This is a genomic window from Leclercia sp. GHBNCSD (genome assembly GCF_055805075.1).
The window spans coordinates 2,922,128-2,945,309 of sequence record NZ_JBQVYO010000001.1 but is presented as its reverse complement, the minus strand read 5'-3'; the positions used below and the strand labels follow the sequence as shown (position 1 = coordinate 2,945,309).

Annotated in this window: 25 protein-coding genes; 5 read left to right on the top strand and 20 right to left on the bottom strand. The window is 57.6% G+C overall.

Going from position 1 to position 23,182, the window contains the following annotated elements; genetic code table 11:
• Positions 1-42: 42 nt before the first annotated feature.
• From ACT3IC_RS14215 to ACT3IC_RS14205, 3 genes are read right to left on the bottom strand one after another with little or no spacing between them, the layout of a single operon-like run.
• Positions 43-282: a non-oxidative hydroxyarylic acid decarboxylases subunit D gene (locus tag ACT3IC_RS14215; RefSeq protein WP_114316919.1), complete on the bottom strand. Its 240-nt coding sequence runs from the start codon at positions 280-282 to the stop codon at positions 43-45.
• 10 nt (positions 283-292) lie between these two features.
• Positions 293-1,720, bottom strand: coding sequence for a non-oxidative hydroxyarylic acid decarboxylases subunit C (locus tag ACT3IC_RS14210; RefSeq protein ID WP_103180907.1), 1,428 nt, complete (start codon positions 1,718-1,720; stop codon positions 293-295).
• Positions 1,710-2,312 carry a non-oxidative hydroxyarylic acid decarboxylases subunit B gene (locus ACT3IC_RS14205; RefSeq protein WP_473477897.1) on the bottom strand — a complete coding sequence of 201 codons (603 nt, stop codon included), beginning with the start codon at positions 2,310-2,312 and terminating at the stop codon, positions 1,710-1,712. Before ACT3IC_RS14205 ends, ACT3IC_RS14210 begins: the two co-directional genes overlap by 11 nt.
• 172 nt (positions 2,313-2,484) lie before the next feature.
• On the opposite strand from ACT3IC_RS14205, the gene ACT3IC_RS14200 reads away from it, so the two are divergent.
• On the top strand, positions 2,485-2,901 hold the full coding sequence (locus ACT3IC_RS14200; protein ID WP_103180909.1) for a MarR family winged helix-turn-helix transcriptional regulator: 417 nt from the start codon (positions 2,485-2,487) through the stop codon (positions 2,899-2,901).
• Positions 2,898-3,275, top strand: coding sequence for a DUF4440 domain-containing protein (locus ACT3IC_RS14195; RefSeq protein ID WP_420193577.1), 378 nt, complete (start codon positions 2,898-2,900; stop codon positions 3,273-3,275). Before ACT3IC_RS14200 ends, ACT3IC_RS14195 begins: the two co-directional genes overlap by 4 nt.
• Positions 3,276-3,326: 51 nt before the next feature.
• Here the strand turns inward: ACT3IC_RS14195 and rpoS are convergent, their stop codons facing one another.
• Entirely contained in the window at positions 3,327-4,319 is a 993-nt protein-coding gene (rpoS, locus tag ACT3IC_RS14190) for an RNA polymerase sigma factor RpoS (protein ID WP_103180911.1), read from the bottom strand.
• A gap of 60 nt (positions 4,320-4,379) precedes the next feature.
• Positions 4,380-5,444, bottom strand: coding sequence for a murein hydrolase activator NlpD (gene nlpD / locus ACT3IC_RS14185; RefSeq protein ID WP_231736666.1), 1,065 nt, complete (start codon positions 5,442-5,444; stop codon positions 4,380-4,382).
• Between nlpD and ACT3IC_RS14180 the strand changes: the two genes are divergently transcribed.
• Positions 5,350-5,553: a hypothetical protein gene (locus ACT3IC_RS14180; RefSeq protein ID WP_231736555.1), complete on the top strand. Its 204-nt coding sequence runs from the start codon at positions 5,350-5,352 to the stop codon at positions 5,551-5,553. The genes nlpD and ACT3IC_RS14180 overlap by 95 nt on opposite strands.
• Before the next feature lie 66 nt (positions 5,554-5,619).
• On the opposite strand, the gene ACT3IC_RS14175 is transcribed toward ACT3IC_RS14180, so the two are convergent.
• The 11 genes from ACT3IC_RS14175 to cysG form a co-directional block, all read right to left on the bottom strand.
• Positions 5,620-6,246: a protein-L-isoaspartate(D-aspartate) O-methyltransferase gene (locus ACT3IC_RS14175; RefSeq protein ID WP_103180913.1), complete on the bottom strand. Its 627-nt coding sequence runs from the start codon at positions 6,244-6,246 to the stop codon at positions 5,620-5,622.
• Positions 6,240-7,001 (bottom strand): 5'/3'-nucleotidase SurE, encoded by a 762-nt coding sequence (gene surE / locus ACT3IC_RS14170; RefSeq protein ID WP_103180914.1) that lies wholly within the window; start codon positions 6,999-7,001, stop codon positions 6,240-6,242. The genes ACT3IC_RS14175 and surE overlap by 7 nt, the downstream gene beginning before the upstream one ends.
• Positions 6,982-8,031 (bottom strand): tRNA pseudouridine(13) synthase TruD, encoded by a 1,050-nt coding sequence (gene truD / locus ACT3IC_RS14165; protein ID WP_103180915.1) that lies wholly within the window; start codon positions 8,029-8,031, stop codon positions 6,982-6,984. Before truD ends, surE begins: the two co-directional genes overlap by 20 nt.
• The gene (gene ispF / locus ACT3IC_RS14160; RefSeq protein WP_048959481.1) at positions 8,028-8,507 is read right to left on the bottom strand and encodes a 2-C-methyl-D-erythritol 2,4-cyclodiphosphate synthase; all 480 of its coding nucleotides are present in this window, start codon (positions 8,505-8,507) and stop codon (positions 8,028-8,030) included. Before ispF ends, truD begins: the two co-directional genes overlap by 4 nt.
• Positions 8,507-9,217 carry a 2-C-methyl-D-erythritol 4-phosphate cytidylyltransferase gene (gene ispD, locus ACT3IC_RS14155; protein ID WP_103180916.1) on the bottom strand — a complete coding sequence of 237 codons (711 nt, stop codon included), beginning with the start codon at positions 9,215-9,217 and terminating at the stop codon, positions 8,507-8,509. The genes ispF and ispD overlap by 1 nt, the downstream gene beginning before the upstream one ends.
• Before the next feature lie 19 nt (positions 9,218-9,236).
• Positions 9,237-9,548, bottom strand: coding sequence for a cell division protein FtsB (gene ftsB, locus ACT3IC_RS14150; protein WP_473477889.1), 312 nt, complete (start codon positions 9,546-9,548; stop codon positions 9,237-9,239).
• Positions 9,549-9,715: 167 nt separating this feature from the next.
• Entirely contained in the window at positions 9,716-10,039 is a 324-nt protein-coding gene (locus tag ACT3IC_RS14145) for a DUF3561 family protein (RefSeq protein WP_103180917.1), read from the bottom strand.
• Between the two features lie 58 nt (positions 10,040-10,097).
• Entirely contained in the window at positions 10,098-10,703 is a 606-nt protein-coding gene (gene cysC, locus ACT3IC_RS14140; protein WP_103180918.1) for an adenylyl-sulfate kinase, read from the bottom strand.
• Positions 10,703-12,130 (bottom strand): sulfate adenylyltransferase subunit CysN, encoded by a 1,428-nt coding sequence (gene cysN / locus ACT3IC_RS14135; protein ID WP_156655162.1) that lies wholly within the window; start codon positions 12,128-12,130, stop codon positions 10,703-10,705. Before cysN ends, cysC begins: the two co-directional genes overlap by 1 nt.
• Positions 12,131-12,139: 9 nt before the next feature.
• Positions 12,140-13,048, bottom strand: a complete 909-nt coding sequence (cysD, locus tag ACT3IC_RS14130; protein WP_015963247.1) for a sulfate adenylyltransferase subunit CysD — start codon at positions 13,046-13,048, stop codon at positions 12,140-12,142.
• A gap of 9 nt (positions 13,049-13,057) precedes the next feature.
• Entirely contained in the window at positions 13,058-14,416 is a 1,359-nt protein-coding gene (gene cysG / locus ACT3IC_RS14125) for a siroheme synthase CysG (protein WP_473477884.1), read from the bottom strand.
• 240 nt (positions 14,417-14,656) lie between these two features.
• On the opposite strand from cysG, the gene ACT3IC_RS14120 reads away from it, so the two are divergent.
• Positions 14,657-15,700, top strand: coding sequence for an aminopeptidase (locus tag ACT3IC_RS14120; protein WP_159339795.1), 1,044 nt, complete (start codon positions 14,657-14,659; stop codon positions 15,698-15,700).
• A gap of 73 nt (positions 15,701-15,773) precedes the next feature.
• On the opposite strand, the gene cysH is transcribed toward ACT3IC_RS14120, so the two are convergent.
• The 3 genes from cysH to cysJ all read right to left on the bottom strand — a co-directional run bounded on the left by cysH (position 15,774) and on the right by cysJ (position 20,125).
• A complete protein-coding gene (cysH, locus tag ACT3IC_RS14115; RefSeq protein ID WP_473477882.1) occupies positions 15,774-16,508 on the bottom strand; it encodes a phosphoadenosine phosphosulfate reductase in 735 nt (244 codons plus the stop codon).
• 99 nt (positions 16,509-16,607) lie between these two features.
• Entirely contained in the window at positions 16,608-18,320 is a 1,713-nt protein-coding gene (cysI, locus tag ACT3IC_RS14110; protein ID WP_103180923.1) for an assimilatory sulfite reductase (NADPH) hemoprotein subunit, read from the bottom strand.
• Positions 18,320-20,125, bottom strand: coding sequence for an NADPH-dependent assimilatory sulfite reductase flavoprotein subunit (gene cysJ, locus ACT3IC_RS14105; protein WP_103180924.1), 1,806 nt, complete (start codon positions 20,123-20,125; stop codon positions 18,320-18,322). Before cysJ ends, cysI begins: the two co-directional genes overlap by 1 nt.
• Before the next feature lie 307 nt (positions 20,126-20,432).
• Between cysJ and queD the strand changes: the two genes are divergently transcribed.
• A complete protein-coding gene (gene queD, locus ACT3IC_RS14100; RefSeq protein ID WP_103180925.1) occupies positions 20,433-20,795 on the top strand; it encodes a 6-carboxytetrahydropterin synthase QueD in 363 nt (120 codons plus the stop codon).
• On the opposite strand, the gene ACT3IC_RS14095 is transcribed toward queD, so the two are convergent.
• Complete coding sequence (locus tag ACT3IC_RS14095) at positions 20,796-23,120, bottom strand: helix-turn-helix domain-containing protein (RefSeq protein ID WP_263950305.1); 2,325 nt, start codon at positions 23,118-23,120, stop codon at positions 20,796-20,798.
• Positions 23,121-23,182: the final 62 nt, after the last annotated feature.

Genomic DNA, 23,182 nt, shown 5'->3' with positions numbered 1-23,182 from the left:
TGGATAGTAGGCCGGGTAAGCCGTAGCCGCCACCCGGCTTTTTTATCCGCGCTTATCTTCCGCCAGCAACGGCGGAATAGTCGGCACCTGCGGGGCATCGTCGATATCTTTCTGCGTCATGCGAAACGCTTCGGGATAGTGCTCGCGGCTGGTGCGGCGCAGCGGCTCGGTATCGCGCCAGGTATACAGACAGTGCTGGCACTGATACACCGTCCAGACATCTTTAACCGGCGACGTCGCCATCACCTCAATATGTTCATCGGCACAACGTGGACAAATCATTTTCCCCTCCTTATTTACGTGCGGCCAGCATCGCGGTCAGTTTTTCAGCCCAGGCTTTGGTTTCAGGCAGATCCTGTACCGGCTGGCTGTAGTGTCCACGCATATCGGGTGCAACCGGTGTGGTGGCGTCGATAATCAGTTTGTCGGTGATCCCCGCCGGACTTGAACCCGGATCCAGCTCCAGCACCGACATGTTCGGCAGCTGCACCAGATCCCCCGCGGCGTTCACCTTCGACGACAGGGCCCACATCACCTGCGGCAGGTTGAATGGATCGACATCCTCGTCCACCATGATCACCATCTTCACGTAGCCCAGGCCATGCGGCGTGGTCATCGCCCGCAGCCCCACGGCGCGGGCAAAACCGCCGTAACGTTTTTTAGTGGAGATAATTGCCAGCAGGCCGTGGGTGTACATCGCGTTCACCGCCTGTACTTCCGGAAACTCAGCTTTCAGCTGCTGGTAGAGCGGCACGCAGGTTGCCGGGCCCATCAGGTAGTCGATTTCGGTCCACGGCATCCCGAGATAGAGCGACTCAAAAATCGGTTTTGTGCGGTAAGAGACTTTATCGATGCGTACCACGGTCATGTTACGGCCACCGGAGTAGTGCCCGGTGAACTCCCCGAACGGCCCTTCGATTTCGCGTTTGCGGCCTTCAATCACCCCTTCGAGGATCACTTCCGAACCCCAGGGCACGTCAAAACCGGTCAGCGGTGCGGTAGCGATCGGATACGGGCTTTCGCGCAACGCTCCCGCCATCTCATATTCTGATTGATCGTACTTGAGCGGCGTCGCCCCCATCAGGGTGATGATCGGGTCATTGCCCAGGGTGATCGCAATCGGCAGATCCTGCCCGCGCTCTTCCGCTTTATGCAGGTGCAGGGCGATGTCATGCATCGGCACCGGCTGCAGACCCAGCTTGCGTTTGCCCTTCACCTCCATGCGGTAGATGCCGACGTTCTGCTTGCCGAAGTGATCCGGATCGAGGGGATCGCGGGAGACCACACAGGCTTTATCCAGGTAGAAACCACCGTCACCGTCGTTCAGGCGGAACAGCGGCAAAATATCGAACAGGTTGATCGCGTCGCCATCCACCGTGTTCTCAGCCCAGGCCGGGTTGGCGCGACGCTCCGGCGCAACCGGGAAGTTATCCCAGCGGCGAATAAACTCGTCGATCTGCTTTTTCACTGGCGTATTTGGCGGCAGCCCCATCGAGATGGCGTGGTTTTGCCAGGATCCGATAGTGTTCATCGTCACGCGGGCGTCGGTAAAGCCGCGGATGTTGTCAAACCAGAGCGCAGGTGCGCCATCGCCAATGCGCCCGGTGGCGTTGGCTGCCGCGGCCAGATCCGGCTCCGCATCAACCTGTTCCGTGATTTTTAGCAGTTGCCCTTGCTCATCGAGCGCCTGCAGGAAGCTTCTCAAATCATCAAATGCCATGTTTATTCTCCTGGGAAAAATCTCTGGCCGCCTGTAACCCCTCCCAGCGACGGGCTTTGTTATGCGCCAGACCAAACTGATCGAGCACCCGGGTCACAATGTGTTGAGTAATGTCATCGGCGGTTTGCGGATGGTTGTAATAAGCGGGCATCGGCGGCACCATTGCCACGCCCATGCGGGAAAGCGCCAGCATATTTTCAAGATGGATAGTGCTGAGCGGCATTTCCCGCGGGACCAACACCAGCTTGCGTCCCTCTTTTAACACCACGTCAGCGGCGCGCCCCACCAGCCCTTCGGCGTAGCCTGCGCGGATACCCGCCAGCGTTTTCATGCTGCAGGGAATGACGATCATGCCGTCGGTGCGAAAGGATCCGGATGAGATGGTTGCCCCCTGATCGGCCGGGCTGTGAACCACATCGGCTAATGCAGCAACATCCTGAGCGGTATAGGGCGTTTCCAGTTCAATCGTTGTTTTCGCCCATTTCGACATCACCAGATGGGATTCAACTTCCGGCATGTCGCGAAGCGCCTGCAGCAGCGCCACGCCGAGCGGCGCACCGGTTGCCCCTGTCATCCCAACAATCAATCTCATGCAAAACCTCATTTAATTTGTTCGTATACGAACTTGTTGCTTACCGTACGCCCGGATCTGAACGCTGACAAGATCGTTCGCATGCGATCACACGAAATGGTAAAACGGGCTGCGTTAAATTCGCCGCTGATCGGGGCTATCATAAAGAGATCATTTTTATGCTGGAGAGTTCATGGAACTAAAACAAGAAGCGTTCCACCTGTTACGTCAGCTTTTTCAGCAACATACTGCGCGCTGGCAGCAGGCCTTACCCGAGCTGACTAAGCCGCAATACGCGGTGCTGCGTTCTATCGCGGAACATCCTGGCATTGAGCAGGTGGCGCTCACCGAAGCGGCGGTAAGCACCAAAGCTACCCTCGCGGAGATGCTGAGCCGTATGGAATTACGTGGGCTGGTGAAGCGCGAAGCCGATGCTGCAGATAAGCGCCGCCGGTTTGTATTCTTAACGCCGGAAGGCGAAGCGTTGCTCGGCAACTGTAAACCGGTAGGGAATCATGTCGATGAGGCTTTTCTGGGGCGTTTAACGGCTGAGGAGCGTCGCCAGTTTACGGAGTTGGTTCGCAAAATGATGGTAAAGGAGAGAGAATGACCCGCTATGAAACAGAAATTATTGATGCTCACATCGCATTAGAAAAGTGGTTAGGCCAGGGTGAAGGCGATTTTGCCCCCCTGCTCGCCCGTTTTCATCAGGACTTTTTGATGATTGCCCCAACCGGCGCACACCTGGATCACCCCGCGCTCGCACGTTTCCTCGAGGCGCAGCGCGGCAGCCGCCCTGGACTGAAGATCGTGATTGATGAATTAACGACGTTGCAGACCTGGGGTAACGGCGCAGTGCTTCACTACCGCGAAACACAAACCCGCCCGGACCAGCCGGTGAATGTGCGCTGGTCCAGCGCCGTCCTCAACCAGGAGGGAGAGACTCTCACCTGGCGTCTGCTACACGAAACCGCAGCGCCTTAAGCAAAAGAAAAAGGCCAGTCTTTCGACTGGCCTTTTTTGACGAAAAGGTGCTTACTCGCGGAACAGCGCTTCGATATTCAGCCCTTGCCCCTGCAGGATTTCACGCAGGCGACGCAGACCTTCTACCTGAATCTGACGAACACGTTCACGGGTCAGGCCGATTTCACGACCGACATCTTCCAGTGTCGCAGCTTCATACCCCAGCAGACCGAAACGACGTGCCAGCACTTCACGCTGTTTGGCGTTCAGTTCGAACAACCATTTGACGATGCTCTGTTTCATATCATCGTCCTGCGTGGTGTCCTCCGGGCCGTTGTCTTTTTCATCGGCCAGGATGTCCAGCAGCGCTTTCTCGGAATCGCCACCCAGCGGGGTGTCGACAGAGGTAATACGCTCGTTGAGACGCAGCATACGGCTAACATCATCAACAGGTTTATCAAGCTGTTCGGCAATCTCTTCCGCGCTTGGCTCGTGGTCCAGCTTATGGGACAACTCGCGCGCGGTACGCAGATAAACGTTCAACTCTTTCACAATGTGAATAGGCAGTCGAATCGTACGGGTCTGGTTCATGATTGCCCGTTCGATGGTCTGTCGGATCCACCATGTCGCATAGGTTGAGAAACGGAACCCACGTTCAGGGTCAAATTTCTCTACTGCGCGGATCAGGCCCAGGTTGCCCTCTTCAATCAGATCCAGCAGAGCCAGACCACGATTGCTGTAACGACGGGCAATTTTAACCACCAGACGCAGGTTACTTTCAATCATGCGACGACGTGAAGCCACATCACCACGTAATGCCCGGCGCGCGAAGTAAACTTCTTCTTCTGCTGTTAACAGTGGGGAGTAACCAATCTCCCCAAGGTAAAGCTGAGTCGCATCCAGCACACGTTGTGTGGCACCCTGCGATAACAGCTCTTCTTCAGCTAAATCGTTATCACTGGGTTCCTCTTCTACTAAGGCTTTTTCGTCAAAAGCCTCTACTCCGTTCTCATCAAATTCCGCGTCTTCATTTAAATCATGAACTTTCAGCGTATTCTGACTCATAAAGGTGGCTCCTACCCGTGATCCCTGGGCGCAACATACCAAAAGATATGTCCCGCCAATTTATCGCTGCGGTAAATACTGCAGCGGGTTTACGGATTTCCCCTTGTAACGAATTTCAAAATGCAAGCGTGTAGAACTGGTTCCGGTGCTACCCATAGTAGCTATTTTTTGCCCCGCCTTAACTTCTTGTTGTTCCCGGACCAGCATCGTATCGTTATGGGCGTAGGCACTCAGGTAATCATCGTTGTGTTTGATGATAATAAGATTACCGTAACCGCGCAGAGCGTTACCGGCGTATACCACGCGTCCATCAGCGGTCGCGATAATAGCCTGTCCCTTACTCCCTGCGATATCGACCCCTTTATTTCCCCCCTCGGAGGAAGAAAAGTTCTCGATAACCTTGCCTTCAGTCGGCCAGCGCCAGGAAGAGATTGGCGAGCTGGACGTCTGACTACTGGCAACGGGTGCGGTAGAGCTAACCACAGGAGCCGTAACGGGTGCTGTAACTACAGTCGCAGTCCCCTTATTGTTCGGCAACATCTTGTTAGCACTCTGTTCACCTGAATCTTCAGAATACGTAATTGTCGGTTGCGACGCAACCACTGTGCTTGATTTTTGCGCAGGCGTCACACTGTTATTTTGCGCTGTGACGTCAGCCGCAGAAACAGTATTGCCTGGCGTTAACGGTGCGCCGGTCGCATTGCCCACCTGTAGCGTCTGGCCGACATTCAGGCCATACGGGGCCGGAACGTTGTTTCGCTCTGCCAGATCGCGGAAATCGTTCCCGGTGATCCAGGCAATATAGAAGAGGGTATCACCGCGTTTCACGGTGTAGGTGCTGCCGCCAGTATAGCTGCCTTTCGGAATGTTCCCATACTTGCGGTTATACACAATGCGGCCATTTTCCGTCTGGACAGGTTGTTCCACTGGCTGAATCTGTACTGGCTGGGTAACCGGACGCTGAACAGGCTGGATTTGCGGAGTTTGTTGCGCCGTTGAGGTGCCCATTTTGGGCGGAGGGGTGATCAGCATGCCACCGGATGAATTACCAGAGCCGCTATTACCGCCGACCGAACTGACAGGCGCAGGGGCATTATTCGATGTTGAACAACCTGCCAGCCAGATTGAAACCAGTGACAATGCCGCAACTCGGCTGATGGTGAATTTTGGGCTTCCCGCGCTCATTTATCCCCCAGGATTATTTTTAATTACCAGTGACTTAAAATTACCGTAATGTCACGACGTTTTGCGCCACACCATACGCTGAATTTGCCTGAATAACCCTGGAAAAATCCGAGTCTCAGGCCAGCTCTCCTTTTACCAGAGGCACGAAACGTACGGCTTCTACGGTATCGATAATAAACTCGTTGCCCCGTCGACGAACACGCTTCAACAGTTGGTGTTCATCGCCCACCGGTAAAACGAGGATCCCGCCGTCGTCCAGTTGCGCCATCAGCGCAGCCGGGATCTCAGGCGGTGCAGCCGTCACGATAATGGCATCAAACGGGCCGCGTGCCTTCCAGCCCTGCCAGCCATCCCCGTGACGGGTAGAAACATTATGTAAATCGAGCTGCTTCAGGCGGCGGCGCGCCTGCCACTGCAACCCTTTAATGCGCTCAACCGAGCAGACATGATGCACCAGGTGCGCCAGAATGGCGGTCTGGTATCCAGAACCGGTGCCAATCTCCAGCACCCGCAAGTCCGGGGTCAGCTCCAGCAGCTCGGTCATGCGCGCCACCATATAGGGCTGGGAGATGGTTTGCCCCTGCCCTATCGGCAACGCGACGTTGTCCCACGCTTTGTGCTCAAACGCCTCATCCACGAATTTTTCCCGCGGTACCCGCGAGATGGCGTCCAGCACCCGCTCGTCAGCAATGCCCTGACTGCGTAATTGATTCAGAAGAGTTTGTACACGATTGCTTACCATTGCGAGCTCACCCCGGCGCGATCCAGCCAGCCTGAAACCACATCCTGCGCGTTATGCGCGGTCAAATCGACGTGCAGCGGGGTGACGGAGACGTAGCCTTCATCTACGGCGGCAAAATCGGTATCCGGCCCGGCATCATGTTTTTCGCCCGGCGGACCAATCCAGTACAGCGTGTTGCCGCGCGGATCTTCCTGCGGGATCACTTTATCCGCCGGGTGGCGGCTGCCGCAGCGCGTCACGCGGATACCTTTGATTTGATCCAGCGGCAGATCCGGCACGTTGATATTAAGGATGCGACCGGTGCGCAGCGGTTCACGGCTCAGCGCGCGCAGAATGGCGCAGGTGACCGCGGCGGCGGTGTCATAATGCTGATGGCCGTTAAGCGAGACCGCCAGGGCAGGAAAGCCGAGATGGCGCCCTTCCATGGCTGCCGCCACCGTACCGGAGTAGATCACGTCATCGCCCAGGTTGGGTCCGGCATTAATGCCGGAGACCACCACGTCCGGGCGGGGACGCATCAGCGCATTAACCCCCAGAAAGACACAGTCGGTCGGGGTGCCCATCTGCACGGCGATATCACCGTTATCAAAGGTAAAGGTGCGAAGAGACGACTCGAGGGTTAACGAGTTAGAGGCACCGCTGCGGTTACGATCGGGAGCCACCACCTGCACCTCGGCGAACTCACGTAGCGCTTTCGCCAGCGTCTGAATGCCTGGCGCATGGATCCCGTCATCGTTACTCAGCAATATTCGCATAGTCACCCGAAGTGTTGATAAGTTCCCTGACAACACTGGTGGCAAAGCTGCCTGCCGGCAGCCAGAAACGTAGCTCGACGGTTACGTCATCCCACCAGTTCCAGCTCAACTGTTGCGGATAGAGCAGCATCGCCCGGCGTGCCGCTTCGACTTTTTCCCGCCCCAGCAGTGAGCATAACTCTGTTTCATCGGCGATGGCAGACTGTTCAAAGCGCAGCGCATCACCCTGCGGACCCCAGTCGCCGGTACCCGGCAGGGCCGCAGTGATCATCAGCGTTTTTGCCTCGACGCGCGCCTGCACATCGCGCAGCTCTTCGTCAGTGGCGACAAACCAGCTGCCGCGTCCCGCTAATTGTAGCGCATCGCCGACAACAACTTGATTCGCGTCTGTTTTTTTCAGTCGCTCGCTGACGATTTGATTAAACAACGCGCTGCGGGCTGCCGACAACCAAAAACTGCGTTTATTGCGATCGCGCACCGGGGCATTGCTCTGCGCCCAGCGTAGCGCCCCCTGCAGGTTACTGCCGCCGATGCCAAAACGCTGCGCGCCAAAGTAGTTCGGCACACCCTGCGCCTGGATGGCGTTAAGACGCTGTTCTACCTCGTCGCGGTTGCTTACCTCGCGCAGCACCAGGGTAAAGGCGTTGCCCTTTAACGCGCCGAGGCGCAACTTGCGCTTATGGCGGGCATATTCCAGCACCTGGCAGCCTTCGAGCTGGAACTGGCTTAAATCGGGCATCCCGTTACCCGGCACCCGCGCGCAGAGCCACTGTTCCGTCACGGCGTGTTTGTCTTTCTGCCCGGCGAAGCTTACTTCACGAGCGTGAATTTTCAGGAACTTTGCCAGCGCATCGGCCACAAAACGGGTGTTACATCCATTCTTCAGGATCCGCACCAGAATGTGCTCGCCCTCGCCATCCGGCTCGAACCCCAAATCCTCGACGACCACAAAATCTTCCGGGTTGGCTTTCAGCAGCCCCGTACCCTGCGGTTTACCGTGCAGGTAGGTCAGGTTGTCGAAGTCCGTCATTTCACCGCCTTCACCAGCAGCGCCACGGCTTCGCAGGCAATGCCTTCACCACGGCCGGTAAAGCCGAGTTTCTCGGTGGTGGTCGCTTTGACGTTGACGTCGTCCATATGGCAGCCAAGATCTTCGGCAATAAAGACGCGCATCTGAGGAATATGCGGCAGCATTTTCGGCGCCTGGGCAATAATGGTCACATCCACGTTGCCAAGGGTATAGCCTTTGGCCTGAATACGGCGCCAGGCTTCGCGCAGCAGCTCGCGGCTGTCGGCCCCTTTGAAGGCCGGATCGGTATCCGGGAACAGCTTGCCGATATCGCCAAGCGCCGCCGCACCAAGTAGCGCATCGGTTAACGCGTGCAGTGCAACATCGCCATCAGAATGCGCGAGCAGTCCTTTTTCATAAGGGATGCGTACGCCGCCAATGATAATTGGGCCCTCGCCGCCAAAGGCGTGTACGTCAAAACCATGTCCAATTCGCATTATGCCTTCTCCTGATGGGTCGAACGGGTAAGATAAAATTCTGCCAGCTGTAAATCTTCGGGGCGCGTCACCTTTATATTATCTGCGCGCCCTTCAATCAGTTCCGGGTGAAAACCGCAGTACTCCAGCGCCGAGGCTTCGTCGGTGATGGTTGCGCCTTCGTTCAGCGCACGGGTTAAGCAGTGGTGCAACAGCTCGCGAGGGAAAAATTGCGGCGTGAGTGCATGCCAGAGGTCAACGCGCTCCACCGTATGGGCGATGGCCGGCAGGCCGGGCTCGCCGCGTTTCATGGTATCGCGGACCGGCGTGGCCAGAATGCCACCAACGCGGCTGGTTTCGCTGATGGCCAGCAGCCGCGCCAGGTCATCCTGATGCAAACAGGGCCGCGCCGCATCGTGCACCAGTACCCACTGTGCGTCACCGGCGGCTTTCAGTCCCGCCAGCACCGAATCGGCACGCTCTGCGCCACCGTCCACCACGGTCACCTGCGGGTGGCGGGCAAGCGGCAGCGCGGCGAAGCGGACGTCGCCCGGGCTGATAGCGATAACGACCCGCGTCACACGTGGGTTCGCCAGCAGCGCCGCCACGGTGTGCTCAAGGATAGTTTTATCACCAATTGAAAGGTACTGCTTAGGACATTCAGTCTGCATGCGCCGGCCAAACCCGGCGGCTGGCACAACGGCGCATACGTTGGAAAATGTTACTGCCATGGCGTAATCCTGGGCCTGATTATCGAGGGTTTTGTACTGAGCCCTGGTTGCGTTTAGACGCATCCGGCACCAGACGATAGAAGGTTTCGCCCGGCTTAGTCATGCTGAGTTCGTTGCGCGCACGCTCTTCAATGGCTTCCTGCCCGCCATTGAGATCGTCAATTTCCGCAAACAGCTGATCGTTTCGCGCTTTTAATTTGCTGTTTGTTGCCTGCTGCGCCGTCACGTCATCGCTGACGCGACTGTAATCGTGAAGGCCGTTCTTACCGAACCACAGCGAATACTGAAGCCAGACCAGCAGAGCCAGCAACAGCAGCGTAAGTTTACCCATCCTGCCCCCTGAAAAACGGCATCATCATCCCATAACTTTCCCCATGACTCTACATCGGGGCTACAGAGATGCCGCAACATTGCGGGCAAATGTACCACATTTTTTTTGCAGATTCGCGCAAGCCAACAATGTCACATAGTTGGTTACGGTTTGAATTATGGATGAACTTATCCCATGAGCCACAAAAATAACAGTCCCACCATAGCGACCACCGTTAAGACGGTGATAAACGAACTGTAGAGCAGCTTGCCGTGAAGCAGAGAGTGGAGCGCGATCCCTACCACAACGGCAACGGGCATCAGCGCCAGAAAGAAAGGCCAGGTATAAAGGAAGAAAAACAGCGTATTGCTGCCGTAAAACAGGAAAGGGATCCCCAGTGCCATCAGCCATGACGCAAAGCCGACAATCGCCCCAGGAAAAGACCAGGTCGTCTCGTCATGTGCCGATACTGTGTCCGACCCGGTGATGATGTAGTTTTCACTGTTCCGCATAGCTGATCCTGTGACCGTGACATATTGATGGAGATTAAGCATCCCCATCAATACCATCTCAGGATCTGATAATATCGCCCTGCCGGAGCAGGTCTAATAATTGACCCACCAAATTTGTTACCAATTGTTGGCCTTGCAGGTGAATATCGGGGTTTTCCGGCGCTTCGTAAACCGCATCAATGCCGGTGAAGTTCTTCAGCTCGCCAGCGCGGGCCTTTTTGTACAGTCCCTTCGGATCGCGCTGCTCGCATATTTCCAGCGGGGTATCAACAAACACTTCAATGAAGCGGCTGTTCCCCACCCGCTCACGTACCATCTGCCGCTCGGCGCGGTGCGGTGAGATAAAGGCGGTTAACACCACCAGCCCGGCATCGGCCATCAGGCTGGCCACTTCGCCCACCCGACGGATGTTCTCTTTGCGATCCGCATCGCTAAAGCCCAGATCGCTGCACAGCCCGTGGCGCACGTTGTCGCCATCCAGCAGATAGGTGCTGACGCCCGCTTTGTGCAGCGCCTCTTCCAGCGCCCCCGCGACGGTGGACTTACCGGACCCCGAGAGCCCGGTAAACCACAGCACAACCCCACGGTGACCGTGGAGCTGTTCGCGTTCGGCCACCGTGACCGGATGAGGATGCCAGACGACGTTCTCATCATGCTGCGCCATTACTTGCCTCCCAGCAGATCGCGCGCGCCCCAGTGCGGGAAGTGTTTGCGCACCAGCGCGTTGAGCTCCAGTTCAAAGGCGCTGAATTCAGACGGCACCGCGCTCGCCTGCGCTTTAGGTTCGCGCACCATCCCTGCGCCAACGGTGACGTTGGTCAGACGATCGATAATAATCAGCCCGCCGGTCACCGGGTTCTGCTGATACTCGTCCAGCACCAGCGGCTCGTCGAAGGTGAAATCCACCAGACCGATGCCGTTCAGCGGCAGTTCAGTCACGCTGTGCTGCGCCAGATTGTTAATGTCGACCTGATACTGAACGCCGTCGACGCGGGCGCGGGTTTTCTTCCCGGCAATCTTGATGTCGTAGCTCTGGCCCGGGCTCAGCGGCTGCTCGGCCATCCACACCACATCCACCGCGGCGCTCTGTACCGCAGGCAGCGACTCCTGCGCATCCACCAGCAGATCGCCGCGGCTGATATCGATCTCATCTTTCAGCACCAGGGTGACCGCTTCGCCGGCCCCCGCTTCCTGCAGATCGCCATCGAAGGTCACGATACGGGCAATGGCCGATTCCACGCCGGACGGCAGTACCTTCACGCGCTGGTCTACGCGCACGCTGCCGGAGGCAATCGTGCCGGAGAAGCCGCGGAAATCGAGGTTCGGGCGGTTAACGTACTGCACCGGGAAGCGCATCGGCTGCGTATCCACGTCGCGCTGGATCTCAACGGTCTCCAGCACTTCCAGCAGCGTCGGGCCGCTGTACCACGGCATGCTCACGCTCTGGGAAGCGACGTTATCCCCTTCCAGCGCCGAGAGCGGCACAAAGCGGATATCGAGATTGCCCGGCAGCTGCTCGGCAAAGGTCAGGTAGCTTTCGCGGATCTCGTTAAACTTCTCTTCGCTGAAGTTCACCAGATCCATCTTGTTAACCGCCACCACCAGGTGCTTGATCCCCAGCAGCGTGGAGATAAAGCTGTGACGACGGGTCTGATCCAGCACCCCTTTACGGGCATCGATCAGCAGGATCGCCAGGTCACAGGTGGAGGCGCCGGTCGCCATATTACGGGTGTACTGCTCGTGCCCCGGGGTGTCGGCGATAATAAATTTGCGCTTCTCGGTAGAGAAATAGCGATAGGCCACGTCGATGGTGATGCCCTGCTCGCGCTCCGCCTGCAGGCCATCCACCAGCAGCGCCAGATCGAGTTTTTCGCCTTGGGTACCATGACGCTTGCTGTCGTTGTGCAGGGAAGAGAGCTGATCTTCATAGATCTGACGGGTATCGTGCAGCAGACGGCCAATCAGGGTGCTTTTACCGTCGTCCACGCTGCCGCAGGTCAGAAAACGCAGCAAACTTTTATGCTGCTGGGCGTGCAGGTAGGCTTCGACGCCGCCTTCATTGGCGATCTGTTGAGCAATAGTGGTATTCATGGCGGCTCCTTAGAAATAACCCTGACGTTTCTTCAGCTCCATCGAGCCTGCCTGGTCGCGGTCAATCACGCGCCCCTGTCGCTCGCTGGTGGTGGACACCAGCATCTCTTCGATGATCTCCGGCAGCGTTTGCGCGTCGGATTCCACCGCGCCGGTCAGCGGCCAACAGCCGAGGGTACGGAAGCGCACCATCCGCTTTTTGATCACTTCGCCTGGCTGCAGGTCGATGCGATCGTCGTCGATCATCATCAGCATGCCGTCGCGCTCCAGCACCGGGCGTTCAGCCGCCAGGTACAGAGGAACAATCTCGATATTTTCCAGATAGATGTACTGCCAGATATCCAGCTCGGTCCAGTTGGAGAGCGGGAAGACGCGGATGCTTTCGCCCTTGTTAATCTGGCCGTTGTAGTTGTGCCACAGCTCCGGACGCTGGTTTTTAGGGTCCCAGCGGTGAAAGCGGTCACGGAAGGAGTAGATACGCTCCTTGGCGCGGGATTTCTCTTCATCGCGGCGGGCGCCGCCGAAAGCGGCATCAAAGCCGTATTTGTTCAGCGCCTGCTTCAGCCCTTCGGTCTTCATGATGTCGGTGTGCTTGGCGCTGCCGTGGACAAACGGGTTAATGCCCATCGCCACCCCTTCCGGGTTTTTATGTACCAGCAGTTCGCAGCCGTAGGCTTTGGCGGTACGGTCACGGAACTCATACATCTCGCGGAATTTCCAGCCGGTATCCACGTGCAGCAGCGGGAATGGCAGCGTGCCCGGGTAAAACGCTTTACGCGCCAGGTGCAGCATTACGCTGGAGTCTTTGCCGATGGAGTACATCATTACCGGATTTGCAAACTCAGCGGCCACTTCGCGGATAATATGAATACTCTCCGCTTCCAGTTGCCGCAGGTGCGTCAGTCGTTTTTGATCCATAACCGTTCCTTAAGCCAAATTGATAACAGAAGAACTAAAGCCTTCTGTGTCGGTTGTATGTTGGAACCAGGCGAGCGTGCTGTGGAGCTGCACCACCTCTCCCACCACGATCAGGGCGGGCATCGGGGCGTCTTTCGCCAGGGTTGCAAGGTGTTGTAGTGTTCCGATCGACACGTGCTGATCGACGCGCGTGCCGCGGGATATCACCGCGACCGGGGTATTCGCATCGCGCCCGTGTCGAATCAGTTGTTCGCCGATCTCCGCCGCTTTCATGGTGCCCATGTAGATGGCGAGGGTCTGACGGCTCTGCGCCAGATGCGTCCAGTCAAACGGGGTGCTGTCGGCCTTGTAGTGGCCGGTGACAAAAGTAACGCTCTGGGCGTATTCACGGTGCGTCAGGGGAATGCCGGCATAAGCCGTGACCGCCGAGGCCGCGGTGATCCCCGGCACTACCTGGAACGGCACGCCCGCTTCGGCTGCCGCCTGTAACTCTTCGCCACCGCGACCAAAGATGAACGGATCGCCGCCTTTCAGGCGTACCACGGTTTTGCCCGCTTTGGCCGCCGCAATCAGCATCTGGTTGGTATCGTGCTGGGGAACAGCGTGCCCGCCCGCGCGTTTGCCCACACAGATTTGCTCGGCGTCGCGACGAATCAGCTCGCGCACGCCGTCGCTCACCAGGTGGTCATAGAAAACCACATCGGCGTCCTGCAGCACCTGCAACCCCCGCAGGGTCAGCAGGCCAGCATCGCCTGGCCCGGCGCCTACCAGAATGATCTCCCCGCCAGTGCTGCCGGGGTTATCGAGTTCGTCTTCAAGAAGCTGTTGCGCTGCCGTCTCATTACCGGCCTGCATCAGGCTGGCAAAACGGCCACGAAATACGCGCTCCCAGAAGCGACGGCGTTCCGCCACGCTGGTCAGGCGGGTTTTCAGATGGTTGCGCCAGTAGCTGGCCTTCTCGGCCATGCGGCCCAGGCTTGTCGGCAGCAGCGCTTCGATTTTTTCCCGCAAGACGCGGGCCAGCACCGGGGCAGTCCCGCCAGAAGAGATCGCCACCAGCAGCGGCGAGCGATCGACAATTGACGGAAAGATAAAGGAGCAGAGCGGCTGGTCGTCCACCACGTTCACCAGGCGGTGACGGGCGTGGGCGGCATCGGAGACGCGCTGGTTGAGCGCCCGGTTTTCGGTGGCGGCAATCACCAGCACCACATTGTCGATTTGCGATTCAGCAAAGTCCGCTTCGGCAACAACCTGCACGCGAGCGCCTGCCCGATGTAAAAAGGCAATTTTGCGCTCAGCGATTTCGCCGCTGCCGACAACCAGCACCGGGCGGTCTTTTACAGCAGCGAATAAAGGAAGGTAATCCACAATGCTACAACTCGCTAACAACCAGGAATAGGGGGACTATAGGGGGCGGCTACGAGCGAATGAAATTACGAATTGGAATGAGTAGTTACTCAATGGAATAACGCCCTGAAAAAGCTCATATCAAAAAGTGCTTAACGCGCGACATTCCGGGCATTTAAGCGCAAATCAAATTGTGTAAGCGCGGTCACAGTTTCATACTAAGCGCGTTAAAATTTTGCGTTATTTTTTTAAGGACTCACTATGTTTTCCGCAATGCGCCACCGATACGCTGCCCTGGCGCTCGGCGTTTGCTTAATCGGAACGGTTCAGGCTAAGACCTCGCCCCTGGGTGAGATGGCCGCGACGCAGGCACGTCATATTGCCACCTTTTTCCCGGGTCGGATGACCGGTACCCCCGCCGAAATGCTCTCCGCTGACTACGTGCGCCAGCAGTTCGCCGGGATGGGCTACCAGAGCGATATCCGCACATTTCAGAGCCGCTACATCTATACCTCACGCAATCTGAGTAAAAACTGGCACAACGTCACCGGCAGTACCGTGATTGCGGCCCATGAAGGCAAAGCCGCGCAGCAGATTATTATTCTGGCGCACCTGGACACCTATGCTCCGATGAGCGACAGCGATGCCGACAACAATCTTGGCGGCCTCACGTTACAGGGCATTGATGATAATGCCGCTGGGGTCGGCGTGATGCTGGAGCTGGCCGATCAGCTAAAAAATATTCCCACCCAGTACAGCATCCGCTTTATCGCCACCAGCGGCGAGGAAGAGGGACGGCTGGGTGCCGAGAATGTCCTTAAACGCATGAGCGCGGCCGAGAAGAAAAACACCCTGCTGGTGATCAACCTCGATAATTTGATTGTGGGGGATAAGCTCTATTTCAACAGCGGCAAAACCACCCCAGGACCGGTACGCAAGTTAACCCGCGACCGCGCGCTGGCGATTGCCCGCGCCCACGGCATCTATGCTGCCACCAACCCGGGCGGCAACGCCGCGTATCCGAAAGGCACCGGCTGCTGCAATGATGGCGAGGTGTTCGATAAAGCCGGGATCCCGGTGCTCTACGTTGAAGCGACCAACTGGTCCCTGGGCAAAAAGGATGGTTATCAGCAGCAGGCAAAATCAAAAGCGTTTCCAGCGGGAACAAGCTGGCACGACGTCAGGCTGGATAATCTGCAGCACATCGACAAGGCATTGCCGCAGCGGATTGAACACCGCAGCCGGGATGTGGTACGGGTGATGCTGCCGCTGGTGAAAGAGCTGGCGAAAGCGGGGAAAGCCTGAGGCCCTGCGCTTACCGGGCCAACAGGATGCGCATTTGTAGGCCCGGTAAGGGGTAGCCGCCACCGGGCAAACATTACCCTTCGTGCAGCCCGCACTCGCGCTTGAGGCCAAAGAAACGGGTCTCTTCTTCTGCCATACCCGGCTCCCATTTACGGGTAGTGTGGGTATCCCCTACCGACAGATAGCCCTGATCCCACAGCGGGTGATACTTCAGGCCATGCTGTTGCAGGTACTGGTATACGGTCCGGTTGTCCCAGTCGATAATTGGCAGCACCTTGAACACCCCGCGCTGGATCGCCAGAACCGGTAAAGAGGCCCGGCTACCGGACTGATCCCGGCGCAGGCCGGCGAACCAGGTTTTGGCGTTGAGCTCGGACAGCGCCCGGTTCATCGGCTCAACTTTGTTGATGGCATTATATTTCTCAATGCCCTCGACGCCCTGCTCCCACATCTTGCCGTAGCGTGCTTCCTGCCAGGCCGCGCTCTGCTCTGCGCGGTAGACCTTCAGGTTCAGCTTAAGCTTATCTGTCAGCTCATCGATAAACTGATAGGTTTCCGGGAAGAGGTAGCCGGTATCGGTGAGGATCACCGGGATATCCGGGCGAATTTTATTCACCAGATGCAGGCTGACCGCCGCCTGAATACCGAAGCTCGACGACAGCACATATTCGCCCGGCAGATTTTCCAGCGCCCAGGCGACACGCCCTTCGGCGTCCAGCCTCTCCAGCTGGGCGTTGGTTTCGGCCAGCGCCAGAATGCGTTCGACTTTTGGCAGATCGTTAAGGGCGTTTAGATCGAGTACGGACATAAGAACCTCGTTTGCCTGTTTTGCCGGACGGCACTGCGTTTGCCCGGCCTACAAAACCTGTAGGCCCGGTAAGCGAAGCGCCACCGGGCAAAGGGTGGGTTACTCCCAGAAATCCCGTGCGGGATCGAGCACCGGGCGAATGATGCCCGCACGCACCGTGAAGTCGCCGAAGCCTTCACCCGCTTCGCGCTCTTTCGCCCAGCGCCCGATAAGCAGGTCGATGGAATCAAGGATTTCCGGCTCGGTGATGTTTTCCCGGAACATGCGCGGAATACGGGTGCCGATACGGTTGCCGCCCAGGTGCAGGTTATAGCGCCCTGGCGCTTTGCCCACCAGCCCCAGCTCGGCCAGCATCGCGCGGCCGCAGCCGTTCGGGCAGCCGGTCACGCGCATCACGATATGTTCGTTCGGAATGCCATGTTTCTCCAGAATCGCTTCAACCTTGTCGGTGAACGACGGCAGGAAACGCTCAGCTTCAGCCATCGCCAGCGGACAGGTCGGGAACGAGACGCAGGCCATGGAGTTTTCGCGCTGCGGTTTAACCGCCTCCATCAGAGCATGATCCCGCGCCAGCTTCTCGATCTTCGCCTTCTGGCTTTCCGGCACGCCGGCAATGATCAGGTTCTGGTTGGCGGTGATACGGAACTCGCCCTGGTGGATCTTCGCGATCTCCAGCAGGCCGGTTTTCAGCGGGCGACCCGGATAGTCCAGGATACGGCCATTTTCAATAAACAGCGTCAGGTGCCATTTATCGTCGATACCTTTTACCCAGCCAATACGATCCCCACGCCCGGTGAATTCGTACGGGCGGATCGGCTCAAACTTGATACCCGCACGGCGTTCCACTTCGGCTTTGAACGTCTCAACGCCCACGCGCTCAAGGGTGTATTTGGTCTTGGCGTTTTTACGATCGGTACGGTTACCCCAGTCGCGCTGGGTGGTCACTACCGCTTCCGCCACCGCCAGGGTGTGCTCCAGCGGCAGATAGCCAAACTCGCTCGCGGTACGGGCGTAAGTCTTTTTGTTACCGTGTTCAATAGAGAGACCGCCGCCCACCAGCAGGTTAAAGCCCACCAGCTTGCCGTTCTCGGCAATGGCCACGAAGTTCATGTCGTTGGCGTGCAGATCGATATCGTTCTGCGGCGGGATCACCACCGTGGTTTTGAACTTACGCGGCAGGTAGGTCTGGCCCAGAATTGGCTCTTCGTCGGTGGTCGCCACTTTCTCCTGATCGAGCCAGATCTCGGCATAAGCGCGGGTACGCGGCAGCAGATGCTCGGAGATCTTCTTCGCCCACTCGTACGCTTCGGCATGCAGCTCGGACTCGTACGGGTTAGAGGTGCAGAGCACGTTACGGTTCATGTCGTTGGCGGTCGCCAGCGCGTCCAGCCCGACGGAGTGCAGCATCTGGTGTACCGGCTTCACGTTCTTCTTCAGAATGCCGTGGAACTGGAAGGTCTGACGGTTGGTCAGACGGATGCTGCCGTAAATTGTATTTTCACCGGCAAACTTGTCGATCGCCTGCCACTGTTTGGTGGTGATGATGCCACCCGGCAGGCGGCAGCGCAGCAGCATCGCATGACGCGGCTCCAGCTTCTGTTCAGCACGCTCGGCGCGGATATCGCGGTCGTCCTGCTGGTACATGCCGTGGAAACGGATCAGCAGGAAGTTGTCGCCTTTGAAACCGCCGGTCAGACCGTCATTTAAATCTTCGGCAATGGTGCCGCGCAGGTAGTTACTCTCAACCTTCATGCGCTCGGCATCAGACAGTTTGCCTTCGACCACCAGTGGGCCAGGATGTTTTTCGCTCATTAGTAGACATCTCGCTGATAACGGCGCTCGACGCGCAGCTCACTTAAATATTCATCCGCCGCTTCGGCATCCATACCGCCGAATTGGGCAATCACTTCCAGTAAAGCCTGCTCAACGTCTTTCGCCATGCGATTGGCGTCGCCGCAGACATAAATGTGGGCACCGTCATTGATCCAGCGCCACAGCTCTGCGCCCTGTTCGCGCAGTTTGTCTTGTACGTAGATTTTTTCTTTCTGATCGCGGGACCAGGCCAGATCGATGCGGCTCAGTACGCCCTCTTTAACGTAGCGCTGCCACTCCACCTGATAGAGGAAATCTTCGGTGAAGTGCGGGTTGCCGAAGAACAACCAGTTTTTACCTGGCGCTTCGTCAGCGGCGCGCTGCTGCATAAAGGCGCGGAACGGCGCAATACCGGTGCCCGGACCAATCATGATCACCGGGGTTTCCGGGTTAGCGGGCAGGCGGAAGTTGTCGTTGTGCTCGATAAAGACCCGCACCTCGCCCTCTTCTTCCACGCGATCCGCAAGGAAGCTCGACGCGCCGCCGGCGCGGGCGCGCCCTTCGATGTCGTAACGCACGACGCCCACGGTGACGTGGACTTCGTTCTCCACCTCGGCCTGCGCAGAGGCGATAGAGTAGAGGCGCGGCGTCAGCGGACGCAGCAGGTCGATTAACGCCTGGGCATCCAGCTGGGCTGGCGCGAAACGCACCATATCCACGATGGGCGTGGCGGCGGCGTAGTGTTGCAGCCTGGCTTTATCGCCCACCAGCGGCAGCAAGGATTCGCTGCGGGTCAGCGTGGCGTAGTTCTCCACGATGTTCGCGGTATTAACGGTCAGCTCGAAATGCCACTGCAGCGCTTCAGAGAGCGGCAGCGTTTTGCCTTCCACGCTGACCGACTCGTCACCCTTCAGCCACAGCAGCTCAACCAGCTCTTTCACCAGCGCCGGATCGTTCTGGTACCAGACGCCAAGGGCATCACCCGGCTGGTAGCGCAGACCCGAGTCGCCGAGATCGATTTCGATATGGCGCACATCTTTCTCTGAATCGCGACCGGTGATTTTCTGGTTCACCGAGAGGCTCGCCGTCAGCGGGGCCTCTTTGGTGTAGGGGCTGGTGTGAATGTCGTTGACTGCGCCAGCGGCGGTGGCTGCCGCCTGGGCTGGCGTCCCGGTCGGTACGCGGGCTTTCAGCACCTCGACAATGCGCGCGCGCCATTCGGCCGCCGCAGACTGGTATTCAACGTCGGTATCGACGCGGTCCAGCAGGCGTTCTGCCCCCAACTCGGCCAGTTTGCTGTCGAAATCTTTGCCCGACTGGCAGAAGAATTCATAGGAAGAGTCGCCAAGGCCGAAGACCGCAAAGGCGGTGCCCGCCAGTTTTGGCGCTTTTTTCGAGAACAGGAACTTATGCAGCGCAACCGCTTCTTCAGGCGGCTCACCTTCGCCCTGGGTTGAGGTCACAACGATAACCAGCTTCTCTGACGCGATTTGCTTAAATTTATAGTCCCCGGCGTTCACCAGGTTCACGTTCAGTTTGGCTGCGAGCAGATCGTCGCGCAGGGCTTCCGCCACGCGACGGGCGTTGCCGGTTTGCGAGGCGGAGATAAGCGTGATTGCCGGGATCTCTACAGCCGTAGCCGGCGCACTCGCCACAGCACCCGGCTGTTGATTGAGCATTCCCCAGAAATAACCGGATACCCAGGCCAGCTGGGTGGGTGAAAAGTCAGTGGTGGCCGCCTGCAGGCGTGCCAGTTGCTCCGGGTTCAGGGGAAGCAAATTTGAAGGAGGGGCCTGTGTTGTCATGCGTCGTTATGTTCCAGTAGCAAAGCTGAATTTTTATCTGAAAGACAGAACAGAGTGTAAGGTTAACGGCACGGATCATAACAATTAAAGACAGGATGGAAATAATAAATAACCAAATGGACTAACCTCTTTTAGCTATTGTTCTTAACAATAAAAGTGATTAACCATCTATTTGAAAAATAAAACAAAAAACAGCCCTTATTACGCTGTCAGGTGCCCCTGACCATAATGCCCGTTTTAGTTAATGATAAAAAATGTACTTTCCGGTACTCTACGGCGGTTTTTTCCGCATTTTTGAGAGTCCACGATGTCCACCACACTGTTTAAAGATTTCATCTTCGAAGCCGCCCACCATCTGCCTCACGTCCCGGAAGGGCATAAATGTGGTCGTCTGCACGGACACTCCTTTATGGTGCGTCTGGAGATCACGGGTGAAGTCGATCCGTATACCGGTTGGATCATGGATTTTGCCGAGCTGAAGGCCGCCTTCAAGCCGACCTACGATCGCCTCGATCATTACTATCTGAACGATATTCCGGGTCTTGAAAATCCGACCAGCGAAGTGCTGGCAAAATGGATCTGGAATGAGATCAAACCGCTGGTGCCGCTGCTGAGTGCGGTAATGATCAAAGAGACCTGCACCGCGGGCTGCGTCTACCGCGGCGAATAATTACGTCTCATGAGAGAGCAACGGCGCGAGCTCAAAGAGCATCAGCGCGTTGCTTTCCAGCGACGCCGTAATCTGCCAGCCATCATGAAGCCGTTCATCACGCATTGACAACGTTGGACGCGCTTTATGCTCCATCCAGCGCCACATCTCTTCGTCAGGTCCCCTTTCACTGCGCACGCCTTCAATCAAGGGGTACAGCGCGCCGTTGTGCTGATCAAACAGATGACACTTAATCCGCCACCTGCCGCTTAGCCCCTTCAGCTGAACGTGGTACTGCTGGCGAAAACGCTGAATGAAAGCCTCTTCGCTGGAGAGTAACGGGTTAAACACCACCGTATTGCGCAGCAGCAGTTGGTATCCGTTGTGGTGGCGCAATAGCAGAAGATTCTTTTCGTTGACTAACACCTCACCGCGCAGGCGTCGCCACAGCCAGACTACCCAATAGATCGGGCGCGGCAGGCCGTGGTTATACTGCAGCGCCAGGCTCGAGGTATCGATGGTATTGTTGGCCCGCGCTTCCCCCTGTAAGCCCGAGTTGAGCCAGAACCCGGCCAGCCACACCTGTTCCGACAGTCCGAGCAGGTTTTGCATCAGCAGTGCCCCACGAAAAAACCAGCCGTTGGTGGCGCGCGTGTTGCCGGTGAGGGTATTCCACGACAGCAGCCATACCGGAAGCGAGAGCTTTCGCTGACGAAGCGAGGTCAGGATCTGCCGGACCTTCTGCACCGGATAGTTTTCAGAGGAAGAGAGATGAGCCGGATCCAGCTGCGCCAGATCGAGAAGCTCATTGGCATCGGCCGGACAGGCCAAAAAATCGGCCTGGGTGAGGAGAGTCGAGTCCAGCAGAGCCTCATCGTTATGCCCCGTGTGCCCGGGCGCAAAACGGTGCCACACGCCGAACGTCGCCTGCGGCAGATATTCCCGCAGCGTCGCCCGCTGAGCCTGCCAGACCTGCGCTCTTGTCTCCTCGCTCGCCTGCGTTGACCAGTGCATCACAAATTGCCAGCGATCGGTAATCTCAGGCGAAAAGTGATTGACCGACTGCTGTAAGAAACGCGCCAGCAGGTCGGTGCGGGTTGTCAGGCCGGTATGCAGCAGCACCGTCCACTGTTTTTGAGCAAGCCAGCTGAAGACCTGATGAAGGTTGTACCAGCAGGCATAACCTGCCATCAGCGGATCGTCCCAGCCGCTGGCAAACAGGCGGCTACTGAGAAATGGCTCAGCGATATCAATCCCGAAAAGAGGCATCGCCTCCCCCAGCTTTTCCAGCTCCCGGCGCACATCCTCCCGCAGCAGATCGTCCAGCTCACGCACCGTCACTACCATTCGGGTATGACGCAGCGGCGCGGCGGGCTTGAGAAGATGCAGATCGAGCACCCTCTCCTGCACCGGATGCGGGGTTAATGGCAACGGCTCCCGACCGCGCGTTTCGGCTTCATTTAGCAGGCTGAAGAGCTTGTCCACTGCCACCGGATAACGCTGCTCCCCATTGCCTGGACGTAGACGGGGCATCCCGGCGTGATGACGACGTTGTTTGCGATACGCTCCCGGGGCCATCTGGTGATGACGCCGGAACAGATCGCTCATCATCCGCGTACTGGCGAACCCCTGCTCCAGCGCAATCTGATGCAGCGGACGGTTGGTCAGGCGAAGCGCGTCGGCCGCCTTCTCAAGGCGCAGGGTGGTAATGTACTGCATAAAACTGACGCCCATCTCTTTGCGAAAAAGACGGGAGAGCCAGGCTTCTGAAACAAATTCGCTTCCGGCGATTTCAGCAAGCGTAATGCGTCGGGTGTAGCTGGCGTTGATGCGTTCCACCACTCGGGCGATGCGTTTGCTTACGCCCGGATGATGTTCCCGCAGAAGCAGGCGGGCGGGTTGCTGAAACCGGCTGGTCAGCAGGAGCAGGATCTCGCTCAGCCAGCGGGTCGCCTCCAGCCGGTAGCGATGCTGATCGTTGATCAGGGTGCAGACCAGCAGTTGGCGCAGAAGATGGCGTAGCTCATCACCAGGAGGCCAGCCGCTCCCGGCTTCGGGCGGGATGGCGTAATCATGGGTAAAAAAGTCGCTACAGAGCTGCTGGATCCAGCGCCCGGAAAGCATGACACACATCGTCGTATTGCCGCTCTCGCTGGTGAGCTGCCAGCGTTGATTGCGATTAACGATCGTCAGGCTATCCGCTGTCAGGGTCATCTGCCGCTGGTCGGTGTGCAGGTCGGCGCTCCCTTCCAGCAGCCACAGCAGCGTCAGCGCGTCGTCCTCCTCCTGATGAAACTGACGAATATCCTGCACCTTCACCCAAAACTCGCTACCCCGTTGCTCCATGTGTTCCTCCAGGGAAGACAAATTATGACGCGCTGTTTTTTGTCATAACGGAATTGTATGAA